The following is a 22,010-nucleotide window of genomic DNA, read 5'->3' on the forward strand; positions in this document are numbered from 1 at the left end:
ACTGATCGGGACGGTAGGGCGGGCTACCTGCAAGGGGCCGATCCGGGCAGCCGGCGGCCAGTTCGGCCGGTCGACCAACTGTCAGCAGCGGTGGGCAGCGGAGACCAGCCGCCACCGGCTCAGCAGATGCGCGGTAGCTGTTCGCCGACCAGCATGTCGAGTACGCGGCGAGATCCCACGGAGGTCCGTACGACCACCCGGCCGGGCTCGGTGTCGCGTACGGTGCCGATGCGGACCGCGGCCCGGCCCTCCGGCCGGGCGCGCATCGCGGCCAGGACCGCGTCGGCCCGGTGCGGTGCGATGAACGCGACGAGGCAGCCCTCGTTGGCCACCTGAGCCGGGTCGAGGCCGAGGATCTCGCAGGCCGCCTGTACCGGGGCGGGTACCGGCAGCGCCTGCTCCTCGATCTCGACGCCGACGCCGGACGCAGCCGCGATCTCGTTCAACGCCGAGGCGACGCCGCCCCGGGTGGGGTCGCGCAGCACGTGCACGGCGTCGCCACCAGCCTCGATCATCGCTGCGACGAGCCGGTGCAAGGGCTGGGTGTCCGAGCTGATGTCGGCCTCGAAGCCCAGGCCCTGCCGCACGCTGAGGATGGTCGTGCCGTGGCTCCCGATCGGGCCGGACAGCAGGACGGCATCGCCGGGTGCGGCGCCGGTCGCCGACGGCGCGGCACCGGCGAGGCGGTGCCCGACGCCGGTCGTGACGACGTAGACGCCGTCGGCGGCGCCGCGGCCGACCACTTTGGTGTCGCCGGTGACCACCGGCACCCCGGCGGCCCGGGCGGCCGCGCCGACAGACGCGGCAACCCGGCGCAGGTCGGCCAGGGGAAAGCCTTCCTCCACGACGTACGCCACGGCGAGAGCCACCGGCAGCGCAGCGCGCATGGCCAGGTCGTTCACGGTGCCGTGCACGGCGAGCGTGCCGATGTCGCCGCCCGGGAAGAACAGCGGGCTCACGACGTACGCGTCGGTGCTGAGCACGACGTCGACCCCGCCGATCGGGACCACCGCGGCGTCCTCCAGCGCTCCGGGCGGCGCGGCCGACCCGAGCGCGGGCACCAGTACGTCACCGATCAGCTCGGCCGACAACTGCCCACCGGAGCCGTGGCCGAGCAGGACCCGTTCCGTCTCGGCCATCGGCACCGGGCAACTGGCCGTGAGCGGATCCACCGCGGTCACCGGGCACCTCCGGAGACGGGAGCCTCGGCGGACCGGCGACGACCCGCGCGGTGGAACGCGGCGCAGGTGCCCTCGCTGGACACCATCGGCGCACCCAACGGGGACCGGGGCGTGCAGGTGGTGCCGTACGCCGGGCAGTCGGTCGGCACGCTCAGCCCGGTGAGGATCCGCCCGGCGATGCAGCGCGGGTCCTCCGCCGCGGTCAGCCGCCCGACGTCGAAGCGGCGGGTGGCGTCGAACGCGGCATACGCGTCGGCCAGTTCCAGGCCGCTCGCGCCGATCGTCCCGATGCCGCGCCAGGCCCGGTCGCCGACCCGGAACACCCGCCGCACCGCCTCCTGGGCGGGACCGTTGCCGGTCCGCCGGACCGCCCGGGCGTACTGGTTCTCCACCTCGAAGCGGCCCTGTTCGAGCTGGCGTACCGCCATCAGGATGCCCTCCAGCAGGTCCAGCGGTTCGAAGCCGGTCACCACGATCGGCACCCGGTACCGGGCGGCCAGCGGTTCGTACTCCGTCCACCCCATCACCGTGCAGACGTGCCCGGCGGCCAGGAAACCCTGCACCTCGCAGTCGGCCGCGTCCAGGATGGCGGTCATCGCGGGTGGCACGAGCACATGGCTGACCAGCAGGCTGAAGTTGGTCAGGCCGAGGGCGGCCGCGTGCAGCACCGCCATCGCGTTGGCGGGCGCGGTGGTCTCGAAACCCACCGCCAGGAACACCGCCTCGCGGTCGGGTTGCTGCCGGGCCAGGACGACCGCGTCCATCGGGGAGTACACCACCCGTACGTCCGCGCCGCGCGCCTTGAGAGCGAGCAGGTCGGTGTGCGAGCCGGGCACCCGCAGCATGTCGCCGAAGCTGGTGAAGGTGACCTCAGGGCGGGCCGCGATGGCCATCGCCCGGTCCAGGGTCTCCAGCGGGGTCACGCAGACCGGGCAGCCGGGCCCGTGGATCATGCGAATCCCGGGTGGCAGCACCTCGTCGATGCCTTGGCGCACGATGGTGTGGGTCTGGCCGCCGCAGACCTCCATGAGGCTCCAGGGCCGGGTAGTGGTGCGGTGCAGTTCGTCCAGAAGCACCCGGGCGAGCCGGGGATCCCGGTATTCGTCGAGGTATTTCATGCCGTGGAGTCCTTCGCGGGCAGGGGTTCACCCAGTTCGTCGCGTACCGCGTCGCCCATCGCCCGCAGCACGTCGAGGGTGCGTTCGGCTTCCCGGCGGTCCACCCTCGTGATGGCGAAGCCGACGTGGACGATGACGTACTCGCCGGGGCGGACGTCGGGGACGTAGGTCAGGCACACGTCTTTGCGGATGCCGTCGAAGTCGACGACACCCATGCGGAGCCCGTCGCGGTCGGTCACCTCGGTGACCCGGCCGGGGATGCCGAGACACACGCCGATCAGCCTCCCTTCTCGCAGGTTGCGGCCGCCACCACGGCCTGGCCGTAGCTGATCCCGCCGTCGTTGGCGGGCACGTCGTGGTTGAGGTGGCCGGTCAGGCCGGCCGCGTCCAGCCCGGTCAGCAGCCCGGACGCCAGGATGCGGTTCTGCAGGCATCCGCCGGACAGGCACACCTGCGTCACCCCGGTGCGCTCGGCGGCGCGGGTGCACAGGGCGACGGCCGCCGCGACGATCGTGGTGTGGAACCCGGCCGCCAGCTCACCCGCGGGCACCCCGGCACGGGCGCGGTCCAGTACCGCGGTGAGTGTGCCGCTCCAGTCGTACACCCACAGCCCGTCCACCTCGGTCAGCCGCCAGGGCAGCGGTTCGGCGTTCGGGACGGCCGCGGCGGCGGCCTCCAGCGTCACCGCCGCCTCGCCCTCGTAGCTCGCGTCGTCGCAGAGGCCGAGCAGGCTGGACACGGCGTCGAACAGGCGGCCCGCGCTGGACGCGACGGGACAGTTGACGTCGCGCGCCACCATCCGCGCGATGGTGTCGCGTTCCGTACGCGGGAGCCGATCGGCGAACCAGGCTGCCGACCCGGGTGGCACCGGGAACTCGCCGCCCAGCAGATAGCCCAGTGCCATGCGGGCCGGGCGGCGCACGGCCGCCTCCCCGCCCGGTAGCGGGGCGGTACCGAAGCGGCCCAGCCGGCGGAACCCGGTGTACGAAGCCAGCATCAGTTCACCGCCCCACAGCGTGCCGTCCGCGCCGAAACCGAGCCCGTCGTACGCCACGCCGAGAAAGGGGCCGCGCACGCCGTTCTCGGCCGCACAGGACACCACATGCGCGTGATGGTGCTGGACCGGGACCCGGCGAAGACCGGGCGGCTGCCCGGCCACGTACCGGGTGGACAGGTATCCCGGGTGCAGGTCGTGGGCGAGCACGTCGGGCGAGAATCGGTGCAGCCGGGTCAACTGCCCGAGGGTGGCGTGGAACGCGGCCAGGGCGTCGGCGTCGTCGAGGCTGCCGCCGTGCGGGCCGAGCAGCGCCCGGTCGGCACGGACCAGCGTGAACGTGTGCTTGAGCTGCGCCCCGACCGCCAGAATCGGCCTGCCGGCCGGGACGGGCAGCGGTAGCGGGCCCGGTGCGTAGCCGCGGGCTCGCCGCACGGTGGCGCGCCGCCCGCCGATGACACGGACCACGGAGTCGTCGTAGCGTGCGCGGATCGGCCGGTCGTGGAGCAGGAACCCGTCGGCCACCGGTGCGAGCCGGGTCATCGCGTCGGTGTCGTCGATGGCGATGGGTTCGTCGGCGAGGTTGCCGCTGGTCACCACGAGCGGCCGGGCCAGTGCCCGCAGCAGCAGGTGGTGCAGCGGGGTGCCGGGCAGGAAGAGCCCGACCCGGTCAGTGCCGGGGTGCACGCCGGACGCCAGCTCCACCCGGGCCGCCGGTGTGGCCGGGTGGGTGGGCAGCAGCACGATCGGGCGGGCCGGATCGGTGAGAAGCGGCAGCTCGGTGGGGGAGATGCGCGCGAGAGCACGGGCTGCGGCGGCGTCGGCGACCATGACGGCGAACGGCTTGCGGGGCCGCCGTTTACGCTCGCGCAGCCGGTGCACCGCGGCGGTGTCGGTCGCGTCGCAGACCAGTTGGTATCCGCCCAGCCCCTTGACGGCGACGGTGCCCCCGGCGTCGATCGCGGCCACTGCGGCGGACAGCGCATCCTCGCCGGTCGTGCCCGGGTCGCGTGCGTCCCAGGCCGGGTCGTCGGCCGGTCTCCACGACAGGCGTGGCCCGCAGGTGGGGCAGGCGACCGGCTCGGCGTGGAACCTGCGATCGGCCGGGTCGGCGTATTCGGCGGCGCACGCCTCACACAGTGGGAACCCGGCCATCGCCGTGCGGGCCCGGTCGTACGGCAGGGCGTCGACGATGGTCGCCCGGGGGCCGCAGGCGGTGCAGTTCACAAACGGGTACCGGTAGCGCCGGTCGGCCGGGTCGAACAGCTCGCGTAAACAGTCGTCGCAGGTGGCCAGGTCGACGGGGAGGCCCGCGAAGCCCGGCCGCACGGTGGCTGCGCTCGTGCTGGGGGCCACGGTGAACCCGGCCCCCACGGCGCCTGAGTCGCGCGTGCGCGTGACAGTCACCTGAGCCACGACGGCCTGCGGTGGCGGCTGCTCCTGCAGGGCACGAACCAGCGCCGCGAGGCTGTCGGCCGGTCCCGCGACCTCGACCACCACGTCCCCGTCGACGTTGCGGACGGTCCCGTCGAGCCCGAACCTGGTCGCGAGCCGGTGCACGAACGGCCGGAACCCGACGCCCTGCACCGTGCCCCGGACCCGGATCGACCAGGCATCCCGGGCCGGTGCCGCATGGGGGGTCACCGCCATCGGTCAGCTCACCAGCTCGCGGACCCGGGCGATGACGGGGTCCACCTCTGCGGCCACCTCCGGGGAGAGCCCGGAGCCGAAGCCGAACTCGACCGCACCCACGGCCAGGACCACCAGGCGGCGCGGTAGCCGTCCCAGAGCCCGGCCCAGTTCGACCGTGCTGCCCAGGCTGACCCCGTGGGAACTCGCGGAGCGGCCGTCGGCGAGGTCGGCGACCTCGTCGAGGACCAGCTCGTACCGGTGGCCGCCGTGGTCGGCGCCGTCGCGGACCGCGTCGACGACCACGGCGAGGTCCGTGCCGGTCCACAGGTCGAGCAGCCGGGTCGGCTCCCCGTCGCTGGCCCGCAGATCCACCGCGGCCAGCGCGGGATCGGACTCCTGAAGGTCGGCGAGCCGGGCCACCACGGCCGGGCCGAATCCGTCGTCGCGGCGGTATTCGTTGCCGATCCCGATCACCACACGCCGCTGTCCTTCCACGCGGGTCAGCCCCGGTCGATCGTCAGGTCGAGGAAATGGGTGGAGCAGGAGATGCACGGGTCGTAGTTGCGGATCGCCTGCTCGCACTCCGCGGTCAGCCGCTCGTCGTCGAAGTCCAGGCGGGCCGCGACGAAGCGGCGCAGGTCGTCCTCGATGCCGGCCTGGTTCTGCGAGGTGGGCGGCACGATCCGGGCTGTCGTGATCAGCCCCTCGGCGTCCAGGCCGTAGCGGTGGAACAGGATCCCGCGGGGTGCCTCCGTCGCGCCGAAACCGACCCCGGCCCGCGGCGGCACGTCCACGGCGGGCCGGGCCAGAGGCTCGTACGCATCGATCAGGCGCAGTGCCTCCTCGACCGCGTAGACCACCTCGACGGCGCGGACCAGGATGCTGCGGTACGGGTTGCGGCACTCCTCGCCGAGCCCGGCCGCGTGGGCGGCCTCGCGGGCCAGCGGGGACAGCCACTGGCGGTTGAGCGTGTACCGGGCGGCAGGGCCGACCAGGTACCGGCCGCGGCCGGCCAGCCGGGCGTGCAGTGCGGTGGAGTGCGGTACCTGCTCCTCGATGACGTGCTGTTCGAACTCGCGCGGGCCGAACGTCAGGCCGCCCGTGGTGGCCACGGTGCCGTCCTCGATGGCGTACCGGCCGTCCGTGGTCAGCGCCAGCATCTCGTGGTCGTGATGGAAATCCGGGAAGTCGAAACCGGCCGCCCACTGCACGGTGTCCAGGGCCTGATCGAGCGCCACCCGCAGCGTGCGGGCCAGCGCGGCCAGCTCGCTCGGTGCGGGCGCGCGGTAGAAGCCACCGACCCGTACGTTGATCGGGTGGATGGCCCGGCCGCCCACCAGTTCCACGATCGCGTTGCCGGCCTTCTTCAGCGCCAGACCGCGCTCGACGATGTCCCGCCGATCCTTGGCCAGCTCCAATGCGCTCGGATAGCCCAGGAAGTCCGGCGCATGCAACAGGTAGATGTGCAGGGTGTGACTCTCGATCCACTCCCCGCAGTAGAGCAGCCGCCGCAGGTCCGCGATCGGCCCGTCCACGCCCACCCCGCACGCGTCCTCGATCGCCGCGCACGCGCTCATCTGGTACGCCACCGGGCAGATTCCGCAGATCCGCGCGGTGATGTCCGGCGGCTCGGTGTACCGGCGCCCCCGCAGGAACGCCTCGAAGAACCGTGGCGGCTCGTAGATCTCCAACCGGACGTCCTCGACGGCGCCACCGCGGACCCGTACGTGCATCGCGCCCTCACCCTCGACCCGGGCCAGCGCCCGCACGTCGAGGGTCCGATCCGACCGGTGACTCATCCACGCTCCGTTTCCACGTCCCCGGGACCCGCCGCCGGGGGAGGGCCGACGGTGACCCGGGACAACTCGACAAAAGCCGGGGCGGCCGCGTTGAAGGTGCGGTAGGCCCGGACGATGTCGGCCTCCGACATGCCGGTCGCCCGCAACAGCCCGGCCTCGGCTCCGGCGTTGGGGGACTCCATCGGCCCGAAACAGCCGTAGCAGCCACGTTGGTGGGCCGGGCACAACGCCCCGCAACCCGCGTGCGTGACCGGGCCGAGGCAGGGCGTCCCGTGCGCCACCACCACGCAGACGGTGTGGCGCTGCTTGCATTCGAAGCAGACGCTGTGCGCCGGGATGTTCGGCTTGCGGCCCACCAGCAGCGCGGTGATGACCTCCAGCAGTTGCCGCCGGTCGATCGGGCAGCCGTGCAACTCGTAGTCGACCTCGACGTGTGCGGCGATCGGGGTGGAGGTGGCCAGCGTGGACACGTACTGCGGGTGGGCGTACACCACCGACGTGAACTCGTCGACGTCGGCGAAGTTGCGCAACGCCTGCACTCCGCCGGAGGTGGCGCACGCGCCGATGGTCACCAGCGTCCGCGACATCTGCCGGACCCGCTGGATGCGCTCCGCGTCCTCCGGCGTGGTGATCGAGCCCTCGACCAGGGACACGTCGTACGGGCCGGGCAGCACCGCACGACTCGCCTCCAGGAAATGCGCGATCCGCACCCGCCCCGCCACGGCGAGTAGTTCGTCCTCGCAGTCGAGCAGGGTCAGCTGGCAGCCGTCGCAGGACGCGAACTTCCACACCGCCAGGGTCGGCAGGCCGTCGTCGTCCATCACAGCTCCCGTACGCTCAGCAGTGGCTCGGCCCCGGCCCAGTCGACGACCGGCCCGTCGCGGCACAGCAGCAGCGGCCCGAGCTGGCAGTGGCCGCACCACCCGGCACCGCACCGCATGGTGCGTTCGAGCGACACCTTGATCCGGTCGGCCGGGACGCCGCGGGTGAGCAGCCCCTGGGCGGTGAACCGCATCATCACCTCGGGGCCGCAGAGGAACGCGACCGTCCGCGCCGGGTCGAACGCCGCGCGGGCCAGCAACGACGTCACCACACCGACGTGCCCGCTCCAGCCGCCGTCCGGCCGGTCGACGGTGACCTCGACGTCGATGCCCGCGTCGGCCCATGAGCGCAGCTCCGCTCCGTAGAGCAGGTCGGCCGGGGTGCGGACGCCGACCAGCACGCTCACGCGCCCGTACCGGTCCCGGCGGGCGAGCGCGGCCAGCACGACCGGCCGCAGCGGGGCGAGGCCGATCCCACCGGCGACGATCACCACGTCCCCGCCGTCGGCGTCCCGCAGGTCCCACCCGGTGCCGTACGGCCCGCGGACCCCCACCGTGCCGCCCGGCGACGCGCCGGTCAGCGCCCGGGTGACCGCGCCGACCGCGCGGATGGTGTGCACCAGGCGGTCGCCGCTCGTTCCGCCGCCGCTCAGCGAGATGGGCACCTCACCGATTCCGTACGCGGTCAGCATCGCGAACTGCCCGGCCGCGAACGGCGGCAGCGGACCGGAGTCGTGCGCCAGCTCCAACGTCACGGTGTCGTAGGTGTCCACCCGCCGCGACACCACCCGGTACGGCAGCGGCAGCGCGGCGGTCGCTGCCGACGTCGCGGCCGGTGCGGTCACGACGGCACCTCGGTAGCGGGCCGGCCGACCTGCGCGGGGGTCGCGTACAGGTCCAGCACCCGCAGCCGGGTCGCCATCAGCCGCTCGATGATGACCGGCGTGAAGCAGCGCAGGATCGCGTACCCGAACGCGGGGTCGTCCGCGCAACGTTCCCGGACGGCGGCGGCGTCGAACGCGACCGTCGTGGTGGCCTCGCGGGCCACCGCGCCGAAATGCCACCGGTACGGCGGGTGCAGCCACGACCAGCCCAGCACGGTGTCGGCGGACAGTGTCTCGATGACCTGTTCGCCCCGGCCGGGCACCTGCATGTCGAGGGCGACACTGCCGGTCCGGATCAGCCAGAACCGGTCGGCTACCCCGCCCTCGGCGAACAGCCGTTCACCAGTCCGGTACGACACCGGCGTGCCGTCGGTGGCCAGCATGGCGTGCTGGGCGGCGCTGAGCTCGGCGAAGACGGGGTGGGCAGCACTCGGGTCGCTCATGTCCGGTCCTCCCGACCATGGCCGGATGTCCTTCGCCGGGTTCGGCCGGTCATCACGAGTCCTCTCGTTCGGGCGCATCCGGCGACGGCAGGGCTTCCTGCAGGGAGAACAGGGCGGCCGCCTCCTGGGTGATGTCGATGCCGGTCGGGCACCAGGCGATGCACCGGCCACAGCCGACGCATCCGGAGGAGCCGAACTGCTCATGCCAGGTGCCCAACTTGTGACTGATCCACTGCCGGTAGCGGGACTGGCCGCTGGTGCGCACGCTGCCGCCGTGCAGGTAGGTGAAGTCGAGGTCATAGCAGGAGTCCCAGCGGCGCCACCGCTCCGCGTGCTCACCGGTCAGATCGGTGACGTCCTCCGTGGTGGTACAGAAGCAGGTCGGGCAGACCATGGTGCAGTTGCCGCAGGTCAGGCAGCGTGAGGCGACGTCGTCCCAGTGAGGCGACTGCCGGCTCGCGGCCAGCATCTCCGGCAGGCCCTCGGTGCGCAGCTCGCGGCCCATGCGGGTGGCGGCAGCGGCGACCGCGTCCCCGGCCTGCCGGACGGTCGCCGCGTCGGCGACGTGACCGGGTACGGCGGCGAGCACCTCCGCACCGAGGGGGGTAGCGGCCCGCGCCAGGAACCGGTGCCCCGCGTCATCGACGAGCTCGGTCAGTGCGAGATCGAAACCGGATTCCGCATGCGGGCCCGTGCCCATGGAGGTGCAGAAGCAGGTGGCGCCCGGTTCTGTGCATTCCACGGCGACGATCAGGTTGCCGTCGCGGCGACCGGCGTAGATCGGATCGACGTGCCGGCCACCGGCCAGTACCCGGTCCAGCACGCCGATGGCGGCCAGGTCACACGGGCGGACACCGAGCAGCGCGTACCGGTGCGGCTCTTCCGGTTCGGTGACCACCGTCCCGGTGGACCGGTCGGCCGACCACATCCGGGCCCGCGCCGGGTGCAGCACCTTCTTCCACGACTGTGGCCCGGCCGAGTGGGCGAAGGCGGCATTGTCGTCGCGGCGGCGTAGGCGGTAACGGCCCGCCTCGGTGTCGACGCCCCAGCCGTGTGGCAGCTCCGCGGCGGACGTGAGCTCGTCGAGCACGATCGCGCCGTCCCGGACCGTCGGGCCGACCACCGTATAGCCGCGGGCGTGCAGCGCGTCGAACAGGTCCTGCAGCACGATCGCGTCGATCACGGTCGGCGGCTCGTGCCGGGCATCGCTTCCTGGCCGCATGGGCACCCCTTGGACATCTCGAAGCTGAACGGGGTCCGGCCCAGCCTATGCCGGGACGGTTGCCTTCCCAGTTCCATTCCTCCTGACGTTGGCGGGTCGGATGGGCGTGCTCTGACAGATCATCGGGCGGCGGAGCAAGCGCGAAATCCACAACGGACCTGAACGGGTAAGGCACGTGGAACGTCCACACCGCTGTGGTGGCGGCAGGGTCCAAAGCCGCCGCGATGGCCACGCCCAAGAATCACGGCCCGGTGAGTGTCCGGACATGGACCGATGTCCCGACTTCACGGGACCTTCGACTCGGGCGTGTCCGCGCCGGGAGGTTGCGGCCCGGTGTGGGTGCCGTCCGGGCGATGGGTCCCGCCCGGCCGGGACACTCGACTCTGACCCGCCGCCCGCGGCGGCTCGTAGCGTGACCGTCGACGATGGAGGAGATCGCATGCTGAAGAAATGGACCGTGGACGACGTGATGACAACCAAGGTCATTTCCGTGTCTCCGGATGCTCTGTATCGTGCCGTGGTCGACACGCTGATGGCGCACCGGTTCAGCGCCGTGCCCGTGGTGGACGACTTCCACCGGGTTCTCGGTGTGGTCTCCGAAGCGGACCTGCTCAACAAGATCGAATTCGCTGGTGACGAGCCGCGCCTGTTCGAGAGCCGGAAACGCCGCCGCCAACGGGACAAGAGTCAAGCTGTCACGGCGCAGGACCTCATGACCGCTCCGGCCGTCGACGCGATCAGCGGCGTCACCACCGTCGCTGGGGCGGCCCGCCGGATGGACGAGAACGATGTCAAACGGCTGCCGGTCGTCGACGACCTCGGCAGGCTGGTCGGCATCGTGTCCCGAGGTGACCTTCTCAAGGTCCACCTCCGCTCCGATGACGACATCCGCGAGGACGTCGAGAACGACATCCTCCTCGTGGGGGACTCGGCTGGTGTTCGGGTGACGGTGGCCGGCGGTGTCGTCACTGTGACGGGCGCCGTCGAGCGGTGGTCGACGAGCGACATCGCGGAACGGCACGTGCGCCAGGTCCTCGGCGTGGTGGACGTCGTCAACCAACTGTCCTACGAATTCGACGACCGGACTACGGCCGGACCCGGCCTGGGACTCGGCATCGGCTGACCGCACACGGCGGAACACCACGCGCGTCCTGCCGCCGTCGCCTGCTCATCGGGACTCCGGGCGCCGGATGCGGCCACCCCGAGATGGGCGGCAGCGGCGGCAGTGCGATCGTGCCCGCAGGCGTTTCCATCCACTCGGTCCCAGCAAGGGCAGCGGATGAGGTCCCAGAATCGGCTTCGGTGTCATCGCGTTGCGGCGTCTCGGCTCTCGCGCCTGTTCAAGGCTCTGCAGCTGGGCGTCGATCTCGGTGAGGCGGGCGAGGATCATGTCCTGGACGCGTTCGATCCGGTGTTCCTCCTGCTCGATCTCCCGTTCCTGCCCGCCCACCTCGCTGACCACGATCGCTGAAGCGGCGACCGCCGTGAGGCAGGCGAACATGCCGACACCGGCGAACATCAGACGCTCTGCGAGATTCCCTTGCGACTGGGCATCCTGGGCCTTTCGCCTCGTGTCACGGGACGGTCGATGACTCACAGTGAGATAGGGTGCCAGCACCGGAGGAGGGGTGCTACCACCATGGCAATCGACACCGGCTTTACTGCCGCCGCCGTTCTGGCGCGGGCCGCGGCGATGGCGGGCTACGCCCCGTCGGTGCACAACACGCAGCCCTGGCGGTGGACGATCCGGACAGACCGAATGGAGCTCACCGCGGTATGGAGCCGGCAACTGCCCGCGATCGATCCGGACGGGCGGCTGCTGTTGCTGAGCTGCGGGGCCGCGTTGCACCACGCCCGGACGACGCTGACGGCCACCGGCTGGGATTATGCGGTCGAACGGCTGCCTACCCCGGGCCGGCCCGACCTCCTGGCGGTGCTCACTCCCACCGCGCACCGGCAGCCCGACCCGGCTGCGACGCGGCTGGTGCAGACCATGGAGGTGCGGCACACCGATCGGCGCCCGGTCAGCGACACCCCGGTCTCGGAAACCACGCTGAAGCAGGTCGTGGCCGCGGCTGAGGCGGAGGACGTCGCGTGCGGCCTGCTCACGGGCGAACGCGTCTTCGACCTGGCCGCCGCGGCTTCACGAGCCGACGCGGTGGAAAAGGCGGACCCCGAGATCCAGGAAGAGCTGGCTTACTGGATCGGACGCCACGACAGACTGGGCATTCCCTCGAACACCCTGACCGGTTCGCAGCCGGCTACCACGGTGCCGGTCCGGGACTTCGGCCAGCCGGGGGTGCTGCCCTCCGGTCCCGGGCATGACCGGGCCGCCCGGTACGCGGTGCTGTTCGGCGCCAATGACGAGCCCTCATCCTGGCTGCGGGCCGGTGAGGCGCTGTCCGCGGCGTGGTTGACCGCGACCCGGCTGGGCGCCTCGGTGCTTCCACTGAGCGCAGTGATCGAAGTGCCGGTGACCCGTACGGCGCTGCGCCGGGCGATCGACGAGCTGGGCTGGCCGTACCTGGTGCTGCGGATCGGTGTCGCAGACCCGGACCACACCGGCGCGGTGCACCCGCCGCGCCTGCCCACCGCCCAGATCGTCGATGTGGAGGAGGTGCGTCACCTGCTGGACCAGGAGTGACCGCAAGCCTCGGTTCACCGACTGCGGCAGGAGGCGGCCGGTCGGCATCCTCGACGCCGCCCACGCCACCGGAAGCAAACCTGCGCAAGAACTGACCTGCAACCGGCGGCGTCCTGGGGGACGTTCCGCCTTCCCGTCGGGTATCTCGGCCCTCCCCCTGCTCCAGGTCGGCAGCGAAGCTGGAAGAGCAGCGGCTCCGGTGCTTGAGCACACCGTTTGCGGATTCCCGTGACGATTTGACGAGGGTGGGTGACTCCGCATGGTCGAGGAGTCCGCGCAGGTGAGGTCGCGCCGGCTGGCCGACCTCACGATCCCGCTGCTGTTCGGGGCATCCACGCTGTTGCTGCTCGGCGGTGTCGTTGCGGCGGCGGCAGGTGCAGCCCCGGTCGCGACGGGGCTGTGGGTGACCGCGACGCTGCTGGGCCTGATCTACTCCACTGTCACCCTCGCTGATGCCGTGCGCCATCGCCGTCCGAGTGTGGATGTCATCGCGTGGCTCGCACTCGCGGGCGCTCTGGCCGTGGGCGAGGCGTTCGCGGGGGCGGTCATCGCGGTGATGTTGACCAGCGGCGTGCTGCTCGAGAACCGGGCCGAGAGGCGGGCGCGACGGGAACTGGGCCTGTTGGCCGCGCGAGCGCCCCGGATCGCGCGGCGGCTCACGTCGTCCGGTGTCGCCCAGGTCGGCGTCGGCGAGGTGGAAACCGGCGACGTGCTGCTGGTCGGTTCCGGCGAGATCGTCCCCGTCGACGGGCGTCTGCTCGGCGCGGCCGTCATGGACGAGTCCGCGCTGAGCGGTGAGGCGCGCCCGGTCGAGCGCCGGACGGGCGAGGATGTGCGTAGCGGCGTGGTGAACGCCGGTGCGCCGGTGCAGATGCGTGCGACCGCGACAGCGACCGAGTCGACGTACGCCGGACTGGTACGGCTGGTCGAGCATGCCCGCGCCGACAACGCGCCGTTCGTGCGTGTCGCCGACCGGTTCGCGGTCGCGTTCGTCCCACTCACACTCGTGCTTGCCGGGGTAGCGTGGGCGCTCACCGGCGATGCCGTGCGTGCGGTCGCAGTCCTGGTCGTGGCCACGCCATGCCCCCTGCTGCTCGCCGCACCCATCGCGATCATGTCCGGACTGTCCCGGGCCGCACGCGCCAGCGTGGTCATCAAGGGTGGCTCCGCACTGGAGCGCCTCGCGGCCGGGCGCATACTGCTGTTCGACAAGACCGGGACGCTGACCCGAGGCCGGCCCACGCTCGCGGACATCGTCACGACCGGTCCGGTGGACGCCGCCGAACTGTTGCGCCTCGCCGCCTCTCTCGACCAGACCTCAGCGCATGTGCTCGCGAGCGCCATCGTCACGGCCGCCGGCGCCCGCGACCTGCCGCTGACCATGCCCACGCAGGTCGCCGAGCGACACGGATACGGCGTCGAAGGCGTGGTCGACGGGTACCACGTCCGGCTCGGCAAGGCGCCGTGGATCGTCGGAGGGCCGGCACCTGCATGGGTGCGCCACGCGCGACGCCGAGCGGCACTGGACGGGTCGCTGACCGTCTTCGTTTCGGTCGACGACGTCCCCGCCGGCGTACTGCTGCTCGAGGATGCGCTGCGGCCCGAGGCCCCCCGGATGATGCGCGCGCTGCGGGCCGCCGGCATCGACCGGACGGTGCTGCTCACCGGCGACCGAGCCGACATGGCCGAGATGGTCGGACGCGTCGTCGGCGTCGACGCCGTGCATGCCGAGTGCGACCCGGCCGGCAAGCTCGCGATCGTCCGTGCCGAGCAACGGCAACAGCCGACGATCATGGTGGGCGACGGCATCAACGACGCTCCCGCGCTGGCGGCGGCGAACGTGGGCGTGGCACTGGCCGCGCGCGGCGTCACGGCGTCGGCCGAAGCCGCCGACGTCGTGATCACCACGGACCGGGTCGACGCGCTGGCCGATGCGATCATCATCGCCCGGCGCTCCCGACGTATCGCGCTGCAAGCGGTCGTGGTGGGCATGGGTCTGTCACTGATCGGCATGGCGGCCGCCGCGGTGGGGCTGCTACCGCCTGCCGTCGGCGCCCTGGCCCAGGAGGCGATCGACGTCGCGGCGATCGTGATCGCGTTGCGCGCGCTGCTGCCGGCCCGCACCCACACGATCGTCCTGCCGCCGGCCGACGCCGTCACGGCCCACCGTCTCTACGCCGAGCACAACGCGGTCCGTCCGATCGTCGAACAGGTCCGGACCGCGGCAGACGCGCTCGCCGCCGGGGACGATCTCGCCTCCATGCGCGGGCTGCTGGAACGGCTGGAGTCCGACCTGCTGGCCCACGAACGGGCCGAGGAGGCCGAACTGCTGCCGATCGTGGCACGGGCGCTGGGCGGACCGGAATCCGTCGGCGCGCTCAGTCGTACGCACGCCGAGATCGAGCATCAGGTGGCCCGGCTGCGGCACTTGGTGGACGAGATCGGCTCGGTCTGCGATCCGGAAGACGTCATCGAGATGCGGGGACTGCTCTATGGCTTGTACGCGATCCTGCGCCTGCACAACGCGCAGGAGGAGGAGAACGCCTTCAGCCTCATGCCGACGGTGGCGCCCCGATAGCCAGGAGGCGGGGTGCCGGCGGAGACGGGTGCGCCACTGCCAGTCCGTCGGCAGCCGCGGGGTGCTAGCCGGCCGCAGGTAGGCGGACGGTGAAGGTGGCCCCCTCGCCGGGTTGACCGGCCGCGTCGACGGTGCCACCGTGCCCGGTGACGACCTCGCGGGCGAGCGCCAGACCGAGCCCGAAGCGGCGCTGATCGCCGTGGCCGCGGGCGAAGCGGTCGAAGATGCGCTGCGCGTCGGCCGGGTCGAAACCCGTACCGTCGTCGCGCACGGCGAGGATCACCAGCCGGGGTTCGCCCTGCGACCGCAGTTCCACCACGACGTGCCCGCCCGCGGACGTGTGGCTGAGCGCGTTGTCCACCAGCGCGGTGACGACCCGGCGCAGGGCGGCCTCGCGGCCACGCACCAGCGACGGGCCGTCCGGGTCAGGACTCAGCGTGAGCTCGATGCTGTCCTGCTCGGCGCGGGTGCCCAGCGCGGTGACTACGCCCGCGGCCACCACCCCGAGGTCCACGTCGACGCCGTCATCACCGCGGGGCTGGGTGGACAGGAGCAGGTCGTCCACGACCTCGCCGAGCTGCCGGGTGCCGGCAACGAGCTGTTCGATGTCCGGGGTCATCTGCGCCGGTGATGCCCCGGAGCGCAGGTCGCGGTGCAGCAGTTGGGCGCGGGTGTGCAACTGCGCGAGCGGGGTACGCAGCTCGTGGCTGGCGTCGGCCACGAACCGGCGTTGCCGTGCCAGTGCCTCGCCCAGCGGCGCGGTGGCCCGGCGCGCCAGTAGCGCGCCCGCCACTGCGGCGGCGGCCAGCCCGAGCATCCCGGCGACGCCGAGCGCGGCCAGCAGCCGGTGCCGTTCCTGTTCCTGCTCCGCCATGCTTCCCACGACCTGCACGACGCCGTCACCGCGCTGCCGGGTGACCACCAGGTAGTCGGTGCCGCCGATGTCCGTCGTGGACGATTCGGCCGGGCCGCCGGCCCGGACCCGGTCGAGGGCGGCCCGGTCGGGGAACCCGCCGGGTGGGTCGTCGGTGGCGGTCAGCCGTCCGTGTCCGTCCAGCTTGAAGATCCACATGCCGGCCGGGGGGTCGACGACGTCGTCTTCCGTGGCGGCCGTCTGGTCCACGGATCGCTCGAAGGCGATTCGTCGGCTGTGGTCGGCCGCACCTATGACGAACGCCCCGGTCAGCAGCAGGATCAGCGCGACCGCCACGACGTTCTGCACCGCGAGAACGTGACGGGCACGGCGTAGCAGCAGCCGGTCGGGATCGTGTCCGCTCACAGTGCGCCCAGCCGGTAGCCGGTTCCGCGGACCGTGCGCACCACCTCGGCACCGAGTTTGCGGCGCAGGTAGTGCACGTAGGTGTCGACGAGCGACTCGGCCGCGGCGTCGGGGAAGACCTTGGCGACGATCTCCGCCCGGCTGAACACCCGAGAGGGGGCTTCCGCGAGCAGGCGCAGCAGATCGCTCTCGCGTCCGGAGAGGGTCGCAGCGCTGCCGTCGGCGGTGGTGACCCGGCGGGTGATGAGGTCGAACTCCGCGGTCCCGACGGCGACGGTGTGCGCACCGGCGCCGGCGCGCCGCAGCAGCGCCCGTACTCGGGCCAGCAGCTCGTCGACCTCGAACGGCTTGACCAGGTAGTCCTCGGCGCCGCCGTCGAGCCCTGCGACCCGGTCCTCGACGGTACCTAGCGCGGTCAGCACCAGCGCCGGGGCCGCCACGTCGCGGCGGCGCAGCCGGGCCAGCAGGTCGAGGCCCTCGATGCCCGGCAGACCCCGGTCGATGATCAGTACGTCGTACTCACGGGTGAGCGCGAAGTGCAAGCCGGCCTGGCCGTCGCGCGCCAGGTCCGTGGCGTAGCCGACGGTGCGGAAAAGGCGTACCAGGAGCTCACCGAGCTCACGGTCGTCCTCCACCAGCAGGATGCGGGTCACCGCCATACCCTCGCTCACCGCAGTCACGCCACCCAGCGTGACACCACCAAACTTGGAGAACTCGAAGAAATCGTCCGTAGGCTCGCCTGCGATATCCGCCCCAACCCGCTCCGGAAGGGACGTCATGGGCACCGTCAACGGACTCCCCGCACACATCCTGCTCGTCCACGCGGTGGTCGTCCTGCTGCCGCTGAGCGCTCTGCTGCTCGTACTCACGACGGTATGGCCGGCTGCCCGGGCCCGGCTGGCCGGGCCCAACGCCCTGCTGTCCCTGGTCGTGGTCGCGCTGGTCCCCGTGACGACCAGCGCGGGCGAATGGCTCGAACACCGGGTGCCCGGCAGCGCCCTGCTGCACGACCACACCGAGCTCGGCGACACCGCCATCTTCTACGCCATCCCGCTCGCGGTGCTCGCCGTGCTCGTCTGGTGGCGCCAGCGGGAGGCCACCGGTGCTGGAGCCGGCAACCGTGCCTATCTGGCCCCTGGATCGGCGGCCGTCACCCGCGTGCTGGTCGCGCTGGCCATCATCGTGGCTGGTGCCGGCATGTACGGGATGTACCGGATCGGCGACTCCGGCGCCCGGGCAGCCTGGACCGGCAACTTCAGCACCACCAGCCGGCCCGAGGGCCCGCACGACTGAAAACAGACGCCGAGCGCCACCACTCCGGGCCACTGCAGGCCTGTTGTGGAACCGGCACCGCACAAGCGCAGCCGAGGCCCGGTCGGGCCGCTCAGGGCAGGGTCACATAGCCGTGGCGCGCCTTCCAGAGGAAGGCCTTCTCGAAGCCGAGCTTCATCAGATGTGCCTGCGGTCCGGGGAAACTGGGCAAGTCTGCGGGCGCGCAAATGGGAGAACTCGAAGTATCCGCAGGTGGGAGTAGCGGCCCCGGTTCGTTTGCCGGCGGATTCGTCGTCTGACCGCAGCCAACGCTTGAAGTCACCTGATGTGGGGCCGGGCACCCGTGCCTCGCGCGGGGTCGTGCCTCCTCCGCCAGTCCAGGCGCAGACGCCGAAGTTACCACCACCTACCCGGATGCCGCCGTGTCATTGGAGAACCAGCGTTTGGCGATCTCGTTGGCTGCGACGTATCCCGCCGTGAGCAGGCCCAGAACCACGAGGACCGCCGCGGTCAGTGGCGTGAGCCCGAGGGGACCCGCCAAGGGCGTGTAGGGCAGGGCGAGGACGATCGCGGCCACGATTCCGCTGCTGGCCAGCAGCGCCCAACCCGGGCGGCTGCGGAAGAACGGTCGGCTGGTCCGCAACACCAGCATCACCACCAGTTCGGTGGCCGCGGATTCCACGAACCATCCGGTGCGGAAAAATGCGGCGGGCGCGTGGAATCCCCACCGCAGCACCAGGAACGTGGCGATATCGAACACCGAGCTGAGCACACCGAAGACCAGCATGAACGTACGGATCGACGCGATGTTCCAGGCCCTCGGCCGTCGGACCTGCTCGGGGTCGACGGTGTCGGTGGCGATGGTGGTGCCCGGGATGTCGGTCAGGAAGTTCAGCAACAGGATCTGGCGCGGCAGCAGTGGCAGGAACGGCAGGAACGCGGCGGCCGCCGCCATCGACAGCATGTTGCCGAAGTTCGCGCTGGTGGTGACCCGTACGTACTTCAAGGTGTTGGCGAAGGTCTGCCGGCCCAGCCGGACGCCGTCGGCGACGACGGCCAGGTCCTTGTCCAGCAGGACGATCGCGGCGGACTGTTTGGCCACGTCGACCGCGGTGTCCACCGAGATGCCCACATCCGCGGTGTGCAAGGCGGCGGCGTCGTTGATGCCGTCGCCGAGGAACCCGACCGTGGTCCCGTCGGCGCGCAGCGCGGTCACGAGCCGTTGCTTGTGCAGCGGCTCGACCTCGGCGAACACGTTGGTACGCGCGACCTGCGCGTCGAGATCAGCGTCGCTGAGCCGGTCGATCTCAGCGCCGGTCAGCACCGGACCGGTCAGGCCCACCTGCCCGGCGACCTGGGCGGCGGCGAGCCGGTTGTCGCCCGTGACCATCCGGACCGAGATCCCCAGCGCGGCCAGGTCGGCGACCGCCTCGGCGGCACCGGGTTTCGGGCGGTCGTGGAAGGCCAGCAGCCCCACCACGGTCATGTCGGTCTCGTCGGCGACGGTGACCGTGGTGTGGCCGGGCATCGCCCGGATGGCGACCGCGAGGACGCGATAACCGGCGGCGGACATCTGCTCGAACCGGCTTTGAAGTTCGGGAAGCGCCGACGCCAGCGGGCGGGTCTCGGCCCCGACACGGGCGGTGCCGCACACGTCGAGGACGGTGTCGACGGCCCCCTTGGTGATCAACACGGCGGCGCCCGCATCGGTGGTCAGCACCGACAGCCGCTTGCGAGCGAAGTCGTAGGGCACCTCGTCCAAGCGCTGTTCGGGTCGCCCCGGGGCCGCGTCGGCCAGGATCGCCTGGTCCAGGGGATTGGGAAAGCCGTGCTGCAAGGCGGCGTTGAGCCGGGCGAGGCGCAGCACGTCGTCGTCGGGCCGCCCGTCGAGGTCGTACGCGCCGTCGAGGCGGATCGCCCCGTCGGTCAACGTCCCGGTCTTGTCGGTGCACAACACCCGCATCGCGCCGAAGTCCTCGATCGCGTCGAGTCTCTTCACGATCACCCGCTCGTCGGCCATCCGGCGGGCTCCGGCGGACAAGCTGACCGCCACGATGGCGGGCAGCAGTTGTGGCGTTAGCCCGACCGCCAGGGCGAGGGAGAACAGCAGTGACTCCACCAACGGCCGGTGCAGTACCAGATTCACGATGAAGATCAGGGTGACCAGGACCGCCATCGCCCGCACCAGCAGCAGCCCGAACGCGGTCATGCCACGTTCGAACCCGGTCGTCACGTCGCGGTCCGCGAGTTCAGCGGCCACGGCCGCGAATTCGGTGGCCGCTCCGGTTTGCACCACTATGGCCGTGCCGGTTCCGCTGGCGACGTGAGTCCCGGCGAACAGCGCACAGTGGCGCTCGGTCGGCGGTGTATCGGCGGGAACCGGATCGGGCAGCTTGTCCACCGGGAACGGCTCGCCGGTCAGCGCGGCCTCGTCGACCAGGAGCGCGTGCGAGGTGATCACGCGGCAGTCCGCCGGGACGATGTTCCCGGCGCGCAGCACCACCACGTCGCCGACGACGACGTTCTCCGCCGGGACCGAGACCTCGCGGCCGTCACGGCGGACCTCGACCTGCACCCGTACCCGGGCCAGCAGCGCATCAACGGCCTGGCCGGCGGAGTGCTCCTGCCAGAACCCCAGCCCACCGCTGGCCGCGATGATCACCAGAATGATCGTGCCGTCGGTGAAGTCGCCCAGCACCATGGAGATCACCGTGGCGACGATCAGGATCAGCATGATCGGACTGGTGAACTGTGCGAGCAGTAGCCGCCAGCCTCGATGCCCGCGGGCGGCGGCAATCTGATTGGGCCCGTACCGGGCCAACCGCTGGTGCGCTTCGACCCCGGACAGCCCGTCGACACTCGACTCTGTCGCCGCGACGACGCTCGTCAGCGGGCCCGCCCAGAACGGTGCGCCGCGACCGGCCGCGACCCGAGTCGATGGCTGCACCGGGTCAGGTTCCGACCGGCCGACGCGTCCGCCGCGTCGCTGCGACGACGCTGTTTCCTCGCCACGTCGCCGCTCCGGCAACGCTCTTGCGTACCGGCCTCGCCGGGCTCGCCCGCCGGCCTCCCCTGCTGCATGTCGGTTCAACTCGTCCGATCCTCTCGTGCCTGAACCTGACCCATGTGCAGATGGGCGCCGCCGGTGAGCGTTCGCAGATAGCTGGGGCGGTGAGTACGCAACGAGGACCGGCCCTGGTGGGACGGCCCTCGTTTCTGCACCCGGTGTCAGCCGACGGGCAGGTGTCCGCTGACCAGCGCCTCGGGGGAGGCCGGTACCACGATCTTGCGGGGGTACATGCTGTACGCGGCCACGCCTGCGGTGGCGCCCAGTGCGATGAGCAGTCCGCCGAGCCCGATGGCCAGCCAGGTGACCCGCTCGGCCTGGTAGGCGCTCATCAGGGAACCGCGCAGCGTCTCACCCATGATCAGATCGGCGTACGCCTTCGCGTCGCTGCCCGTGGTGACCTGCTGTCCGGCGTACTCCTTCAGCGCGTCGGGAAGCTGGGCGCGGTCCGCCGGGAACGTGATCTTCTGAGCGGTCAGCTCGTCGGTGATCATGCTCTGTCCGTGCACGCCCTCGTAGACCAGCACCGGGCCTGCCGCGACCATCCCGGCCCCGACCAGAGCCATCAGCACGCCGGCGATCCTCCCCGACCTCATTGTCCTGCCCCTTCCACGCGTCTTGTCCAACTTCGTTGTGCACCTAGATCATCGGGTGGCGCCGCGGTTAGGGGGACGTGCGCAAGGGCTCCATTGATACGGGCCGAAGATCCCGACCCGCAGGGCCAATCGGACCCGGGCCGCTCCACCAGCTACCCAAACGGCGGGCGCCGGTGCTCGGGCCAGGTGCGTTGGCCTGTCAGAAGATGGGTCAGGGCCCAGACGTGGCCTATGCGAGTGCGCTGGGTAGTGAGTGTTGCGGTCAGGGCGCGATCGCGGGGTCGTTGCCCGGATTGCGGTCGTGGAAGGGTTGGGTCAGTCGCCACGGGTCGGTGGCGAGGTTGTAGTACTCGCGGTCGAGCACGCTGCCGTCCGGCGACTGCGGCGCCCAGGTGTGTCGGCGGGAGTCACGGCGCGTATGTCCCAGCGGCTATGGCCGTATGCGGCCCAGGGCGGTGTTGTGCCCAGACATCTAACCCA

At 71.7% G+C, this 22,010-nt stretch carries 19 protein-coding genes; 4 read left to right on the forward strand and 15 right to left on the reverse strand.

Annotated elements, in window-relative coordinates:
- Nucleotides 1-119 precede the first annotated feature (119 nt).
- Genes hypE through ACMCNK_RS33520 form a run of 10 tightly spaced genes read right to left on the reverse strand, consistent with a single transcriptional unit; the run spans nucleotide 120 to nucleotide 10,094 of the window.
- A complete protein-coding gene (hypE, locus tag ACMCNK_RS33475) occupies nucleotides 120-1,181 on the reverse strand; it encodes a hydrogenase expression/formation protein HypE (protein ID WP_412740318.1) in 1,062 nt (353 codons plus the stop codon).
- Nucleotides 1,178-2,299, reverse strand: coding sequence for a hydrogenase formation protein HypD (hypD, locus tag ACMCNK_RS33480; protein ID WP_412740319.1), 1,122 nt, complete (start codon nucleotides 2,297-2,299; stop codon nucleotides 1,178-1,180). Before hypD ends, hypE begins: the two co-directional genes overlap by 4 nt.
- Nucleotides 2,296-2,571 (reverse strand): HypC/HybG/HupF family hydrogenase formation chaperone, encoded by a 276-nt coding sequence (locus ACMCNK_RS33485; protein WP_412740320.1) that lies wholly within the window; start codon nucleotides 2,569-2,571, stop codon nucleotides 2,296-2,298. The genes hypD and ACMCNK_RS33485 overlap by 4 nt, the downstream gene beginning before the upstream one ends.
- A 5-nt stretch (nucleotides 2,572-2,576) precedes the next feature.
- Nucleotides 2,577-4,943 (reverse strand): carbamoyltransferase HypF, encoded by a 2,367-nt coding sequence (gene hypF / locus ACMCNK_RS33490; RefSeq protein ID WP_412740321.1) that lies wholly within the window; start codon nucleotides 4,941-4,943, stop codon nucleotides 2,577-2,579.
- Between the two features lie 3 nt (nucleotides 4,944-4,946).
- Complete coding sequence (locus ACMCNK_RS33495; RefSeq protein WP_412740322.1) at nucleotides 4,947-5,402, reverse strand: hydrogenase maturation protease; 456 nt, start codon at nucleotides 5,400-5,402, stop codon at nucleotides 4,947-4,949.
- A 23-nt stretch (nucleotides 5,403-5,425) separates the two neighbouring features.
- A complete protein-coding gene (locus tag ACMCNK_RS33500) occupies nucleotides 5,426-6,724 on the reverse strand; it encodes a Ni/Fe hydrogenase subunit alpha (protein ID WP_412740323.1) in 1,299 nt (432 codons plus the stop codon).
- Nucleotides 6,721-7,545, reverse strand: a complete 825-nt coding sequence (locus ACMCNK_RS33505) for an oxidoreductase (protein WP_412740324.1) — start codon at nucleotides 7,543-7,545, stop codon at nucleotides 6,721-6,723. The genes ACMCNK_RS33500 and ACMCNK_RS33505 overlap by 4 nt, the downstream gene beginning before the upstream one ends.
- Complete coding sequence (locus ACMCNK_RS33510) at nucleotides 7,545-8,390, reverse strand: FAD/NAD(P)-binding protein (protein WP_412740325.1); 846 nt, start codon at nucleotides 8,388-8,390, stop codon at nucleotides 7,545-7,547. Before ACMCNK_RS33510 ends, ACMCNK_RS33505 begins: the two co-directional genes overlap by 1 nt.
- Complete coding sequence (locus tag ACMCNK_RS33515; RefSeq protein WP_412740326.1) at nucleotides 8,387-8,872, reverse strand: Crp/Fnr family transcriptional regulator; 486 nt, start codon at nucleotides 8,870-8,872, stop codon at nucleotides 8,387-8,389. Before ACMCNK_RS33515 ends, ACMCNK_RS33510 begins: the two co-directional genes overlap by 4 nt.
- A 52-nt stretch (nucleotides 8,873-8,924) precedes the next feature.
- Nucleotides 8,925-10,094: a 4Fe-4S dicluster domain-containing protein gene (locus ACMCNK_RS33520; RefSeq protein WP_412740327.1), complete on the reverse strand. Its 1,170-nt coding sequence runs from the start codon at nucleotides 10,092-10,094 to the stop codon at nucleotides 8,925-8,927.
- A 439-nt stretch (nucleotides 10,095-10,533) separates the two neighbouring features.
- Here ACMCNK_RS33520 and ACMCNK_RS33525 point away from each other — a divergent pair, with 439 nt between their 5' ends.
- The gene (locus tag ACMCNK_RS33525) at nucleotides 10,534-11,217 is read left to right on the forward strand and encodes a CBS domain-containing protein (RefSeq protein ID WP_412740328.1); all 684 of its coding nucleotides are present in this window, start codon (nucleotides 10,534-10,536) and stop codon (nucleotides 11,215-11,217) included.
- 45 nt (nucleotides 11,218-11,262) lie between these two features.
- Here ACMCNK_RS33525 and ACMCNK_RS33530 read toward each other — a convergent pair whose 3' ends face one another.
- Nucleotides 11,263-11,712: a hypothetical protein gene (locus tag ACMCNK_RS33530; RefSeq protein ID WP_412740329.1), complete on the reverse strand. Its 450-nt coding sequence runs from the start codon at nucleotides 11,710-11,712 to the stop codon at nucleotides 11,263-11,265.
- Nucleotides 11,713-11,733: 21 nt separating this feature from the next.
- Between ACMCNK_RS33530 and ACMCNK_RS33535 the strand changes: the two genes are divergently transcribed.
- Nucleotides 11,734-12,738, forward strand: a complete 1,005-nt coding sequence (locus ACMCNK_RS33535; RefSeq protein WP_412740330.1) for an Acg family FMN-binding oxidoreductase — start codon at nucleotides 11,734-11,736, stop codon at nucleotides 12,736-12,738.
- 259 nt (nucleotides 12,739-12,997) lie between these two features.
- Nucleotides 12,998-15,316 carry a heavy metal translocating P-type ATPase gene (locus ACMCNK_RS33540; RefSeq protein WP_412740331.1) on the forward strand — a complete coding sequence of 773 codons (2,319 nt, stop codon included), beginning with the start codon at nucleotides 12,998-13,000 and terminating at the stop codon, nucleotides 15,314-15,316.
- A 64-nt stretch (nucleotides 15,317-15,380) separates the two neighbouring features.
- Here the strand turns inward: ACMCNK_RS33540 and ACMCNK_RS33545 are convergent, their stop codons facing one another.
- On the reverse strand, nucleotides 15,381-16,595 hold the full coding sequence (locus ACMCNK_RS33545; RefSeq protein ID WP_412740332.1) for a sensor histidine kinase: 1,215 nt from the start codon (nucleotides 16,593-16,595) through the stop codon (nucleotides 15,381-15,383).
- Nucleotides 16,592-17,275 carry a response regulator transcription factor gene (locus ACMCNK_RS33550; protein WP_412740333.1) on the reverse strand — a complete coding sequence of 228 codons (684 nt, stop codon included), beginning with the start codon at nucleotides 17,273-17,275 and terminating at the stop codon, nucleotides 16,592-16,594. The genes ACMCNK_RS33545 and ACMCNK_RS33550 overlap by 4 nt, the downstream gene beginning before the upstream one ends.
- 97 nt (nucleotides 17,276-17,372) lie before the next feature.
- On the opposite strand from ACMCNK_RS33550, the gene ACMCNK_RS33555 reads away from it, so the two are divergent.
- Nucleotides 17,373-17,888 (forward strand): DUF2231 domain-containing protein, encoded by a 516-nt coding sequence (locus tag ACMCNK_RS33555; RefSeq protein WP_412740334.1) that lies wholly within the window; start codon nucleotides 17,373-17,375, stop codon nucleotides 17,886-17,888.
- Between the two features lie 385 nt (nucleotides 17,889-18,273).
- Here the strand turns inward: ACMCNK_RS33555 and mgtA are convergent, their stop codons facing one another.
- Together mgtA and ACMCNK_RS33565 are read right to left on the reverse strand one after the other, a co-directional pair.
- Nucleotides 18,274-20,814, reverse strand: coding sequence for a magnesium-translocating P-type ATPase (gene mgtA / locus ACMCNK_RS33560; protein ID WP_412740335.1), 2,541 nt, complete (start codon nucleotides 20,812-20,814; stop codon nucleotides 18,274-18,276).
- A 281-nt stretch (nucleotides 20,815-21,095) separates the two neighbouring features.
- Nucleotides 21,096-21,506, reverse strand: a complete 411-nt coding sequence (locus ACMCNK_RS33565; protein ID WP_412740336.1) for a hypothetical protein — start codon at nucleotides 21,504-21,506, stop codon at nucleotides 21,096-21,098.
- Nucleotides 21,507-22,010 lie beyond the last annotated feature (504 nt).

Source organism: Krasilnikovia sp. MM14-A1259, from assembly GCF_047159535.1.
Taxonomy (GTDB): Bacteria; Actinomycetota; Actinomycetes; order Mycobacteriales; family Micromonosporaceae; genus Actinoplanes.

Bases quoted from the DNA above. Each gene is read 5' to 3' on its own strand.
- ACMCNK_RS33540 (WP_412740331.1), top strand. From the start codon at position 12,998: ATGGTCGAGGAGTCCGCGCAGGTGAGGTCGCGCCGGCTGGCCGACCTC.
- ACMCNK_RS33535 (WP_412740330.1), top strand. From the start codon at position 11,734: ATGGCAATCGACACCGGCTTTACTGCCGCCGCCGTTCTGGCGCGGGCC.
- hypD (WP_412740319.1), bottom strand. From the start codon at position 2,299: ATGAAATACCTCGACGAATACCGGGATCCCCGGCTCGCCCGGGTGCTT.
- hypF (WP_412740321.1), bottom strand. From the start codon at position 4,943: ATGGCGGTGACCCCCCATGCGGCACCGGCCCGGGATGCCTGGTCGATC.
- ACMCNK_RS33500 (WP_412740323.1), bottom strand. From the start codon at position 6,724: ATGAGTCACCGGTCGGATCGGACCCTCGACGTGCGGGCGCTGGCCCGG.
- ACMCNK_RS33515 (WP_412740326.1), bottom strand. From the start codon at position 8,872: ATGAGCGACCCGAGTGCTGCCCACCCCGTCTTCGCCGAGCTCAGCGCC.
- ACMCNK_RS33505 (WP_412740324.1), bottom strand. From the start codon at position 7,545: ATGGACGACGACGGCCTGCCGACCCTGGCGGTGTGGAAGTTCGCGTCC.
- ACMCNK_RS33520 (WP_412740327.1), bottom strand. From the start codon at position 10,094: ATGCGGCCAGGAAGCGATGCCCGGCACGAGCCGCCGACCGTGATCGAC.
- ACMCNK_RS33525 (WP_412740328.1), top strand. From the start codon at position 10,534: ATGCTGAAGAAATGGACCGTGGACGACGTGATGACAACCAAGGTCATT.
- ACMCNK_RS33555 (WP_412740334.1), top strand. From the start codon at position 17,373: ATGGGCACCGTCAACGGACTCCCCGCACACATCCTGCTCGTCCACGCG.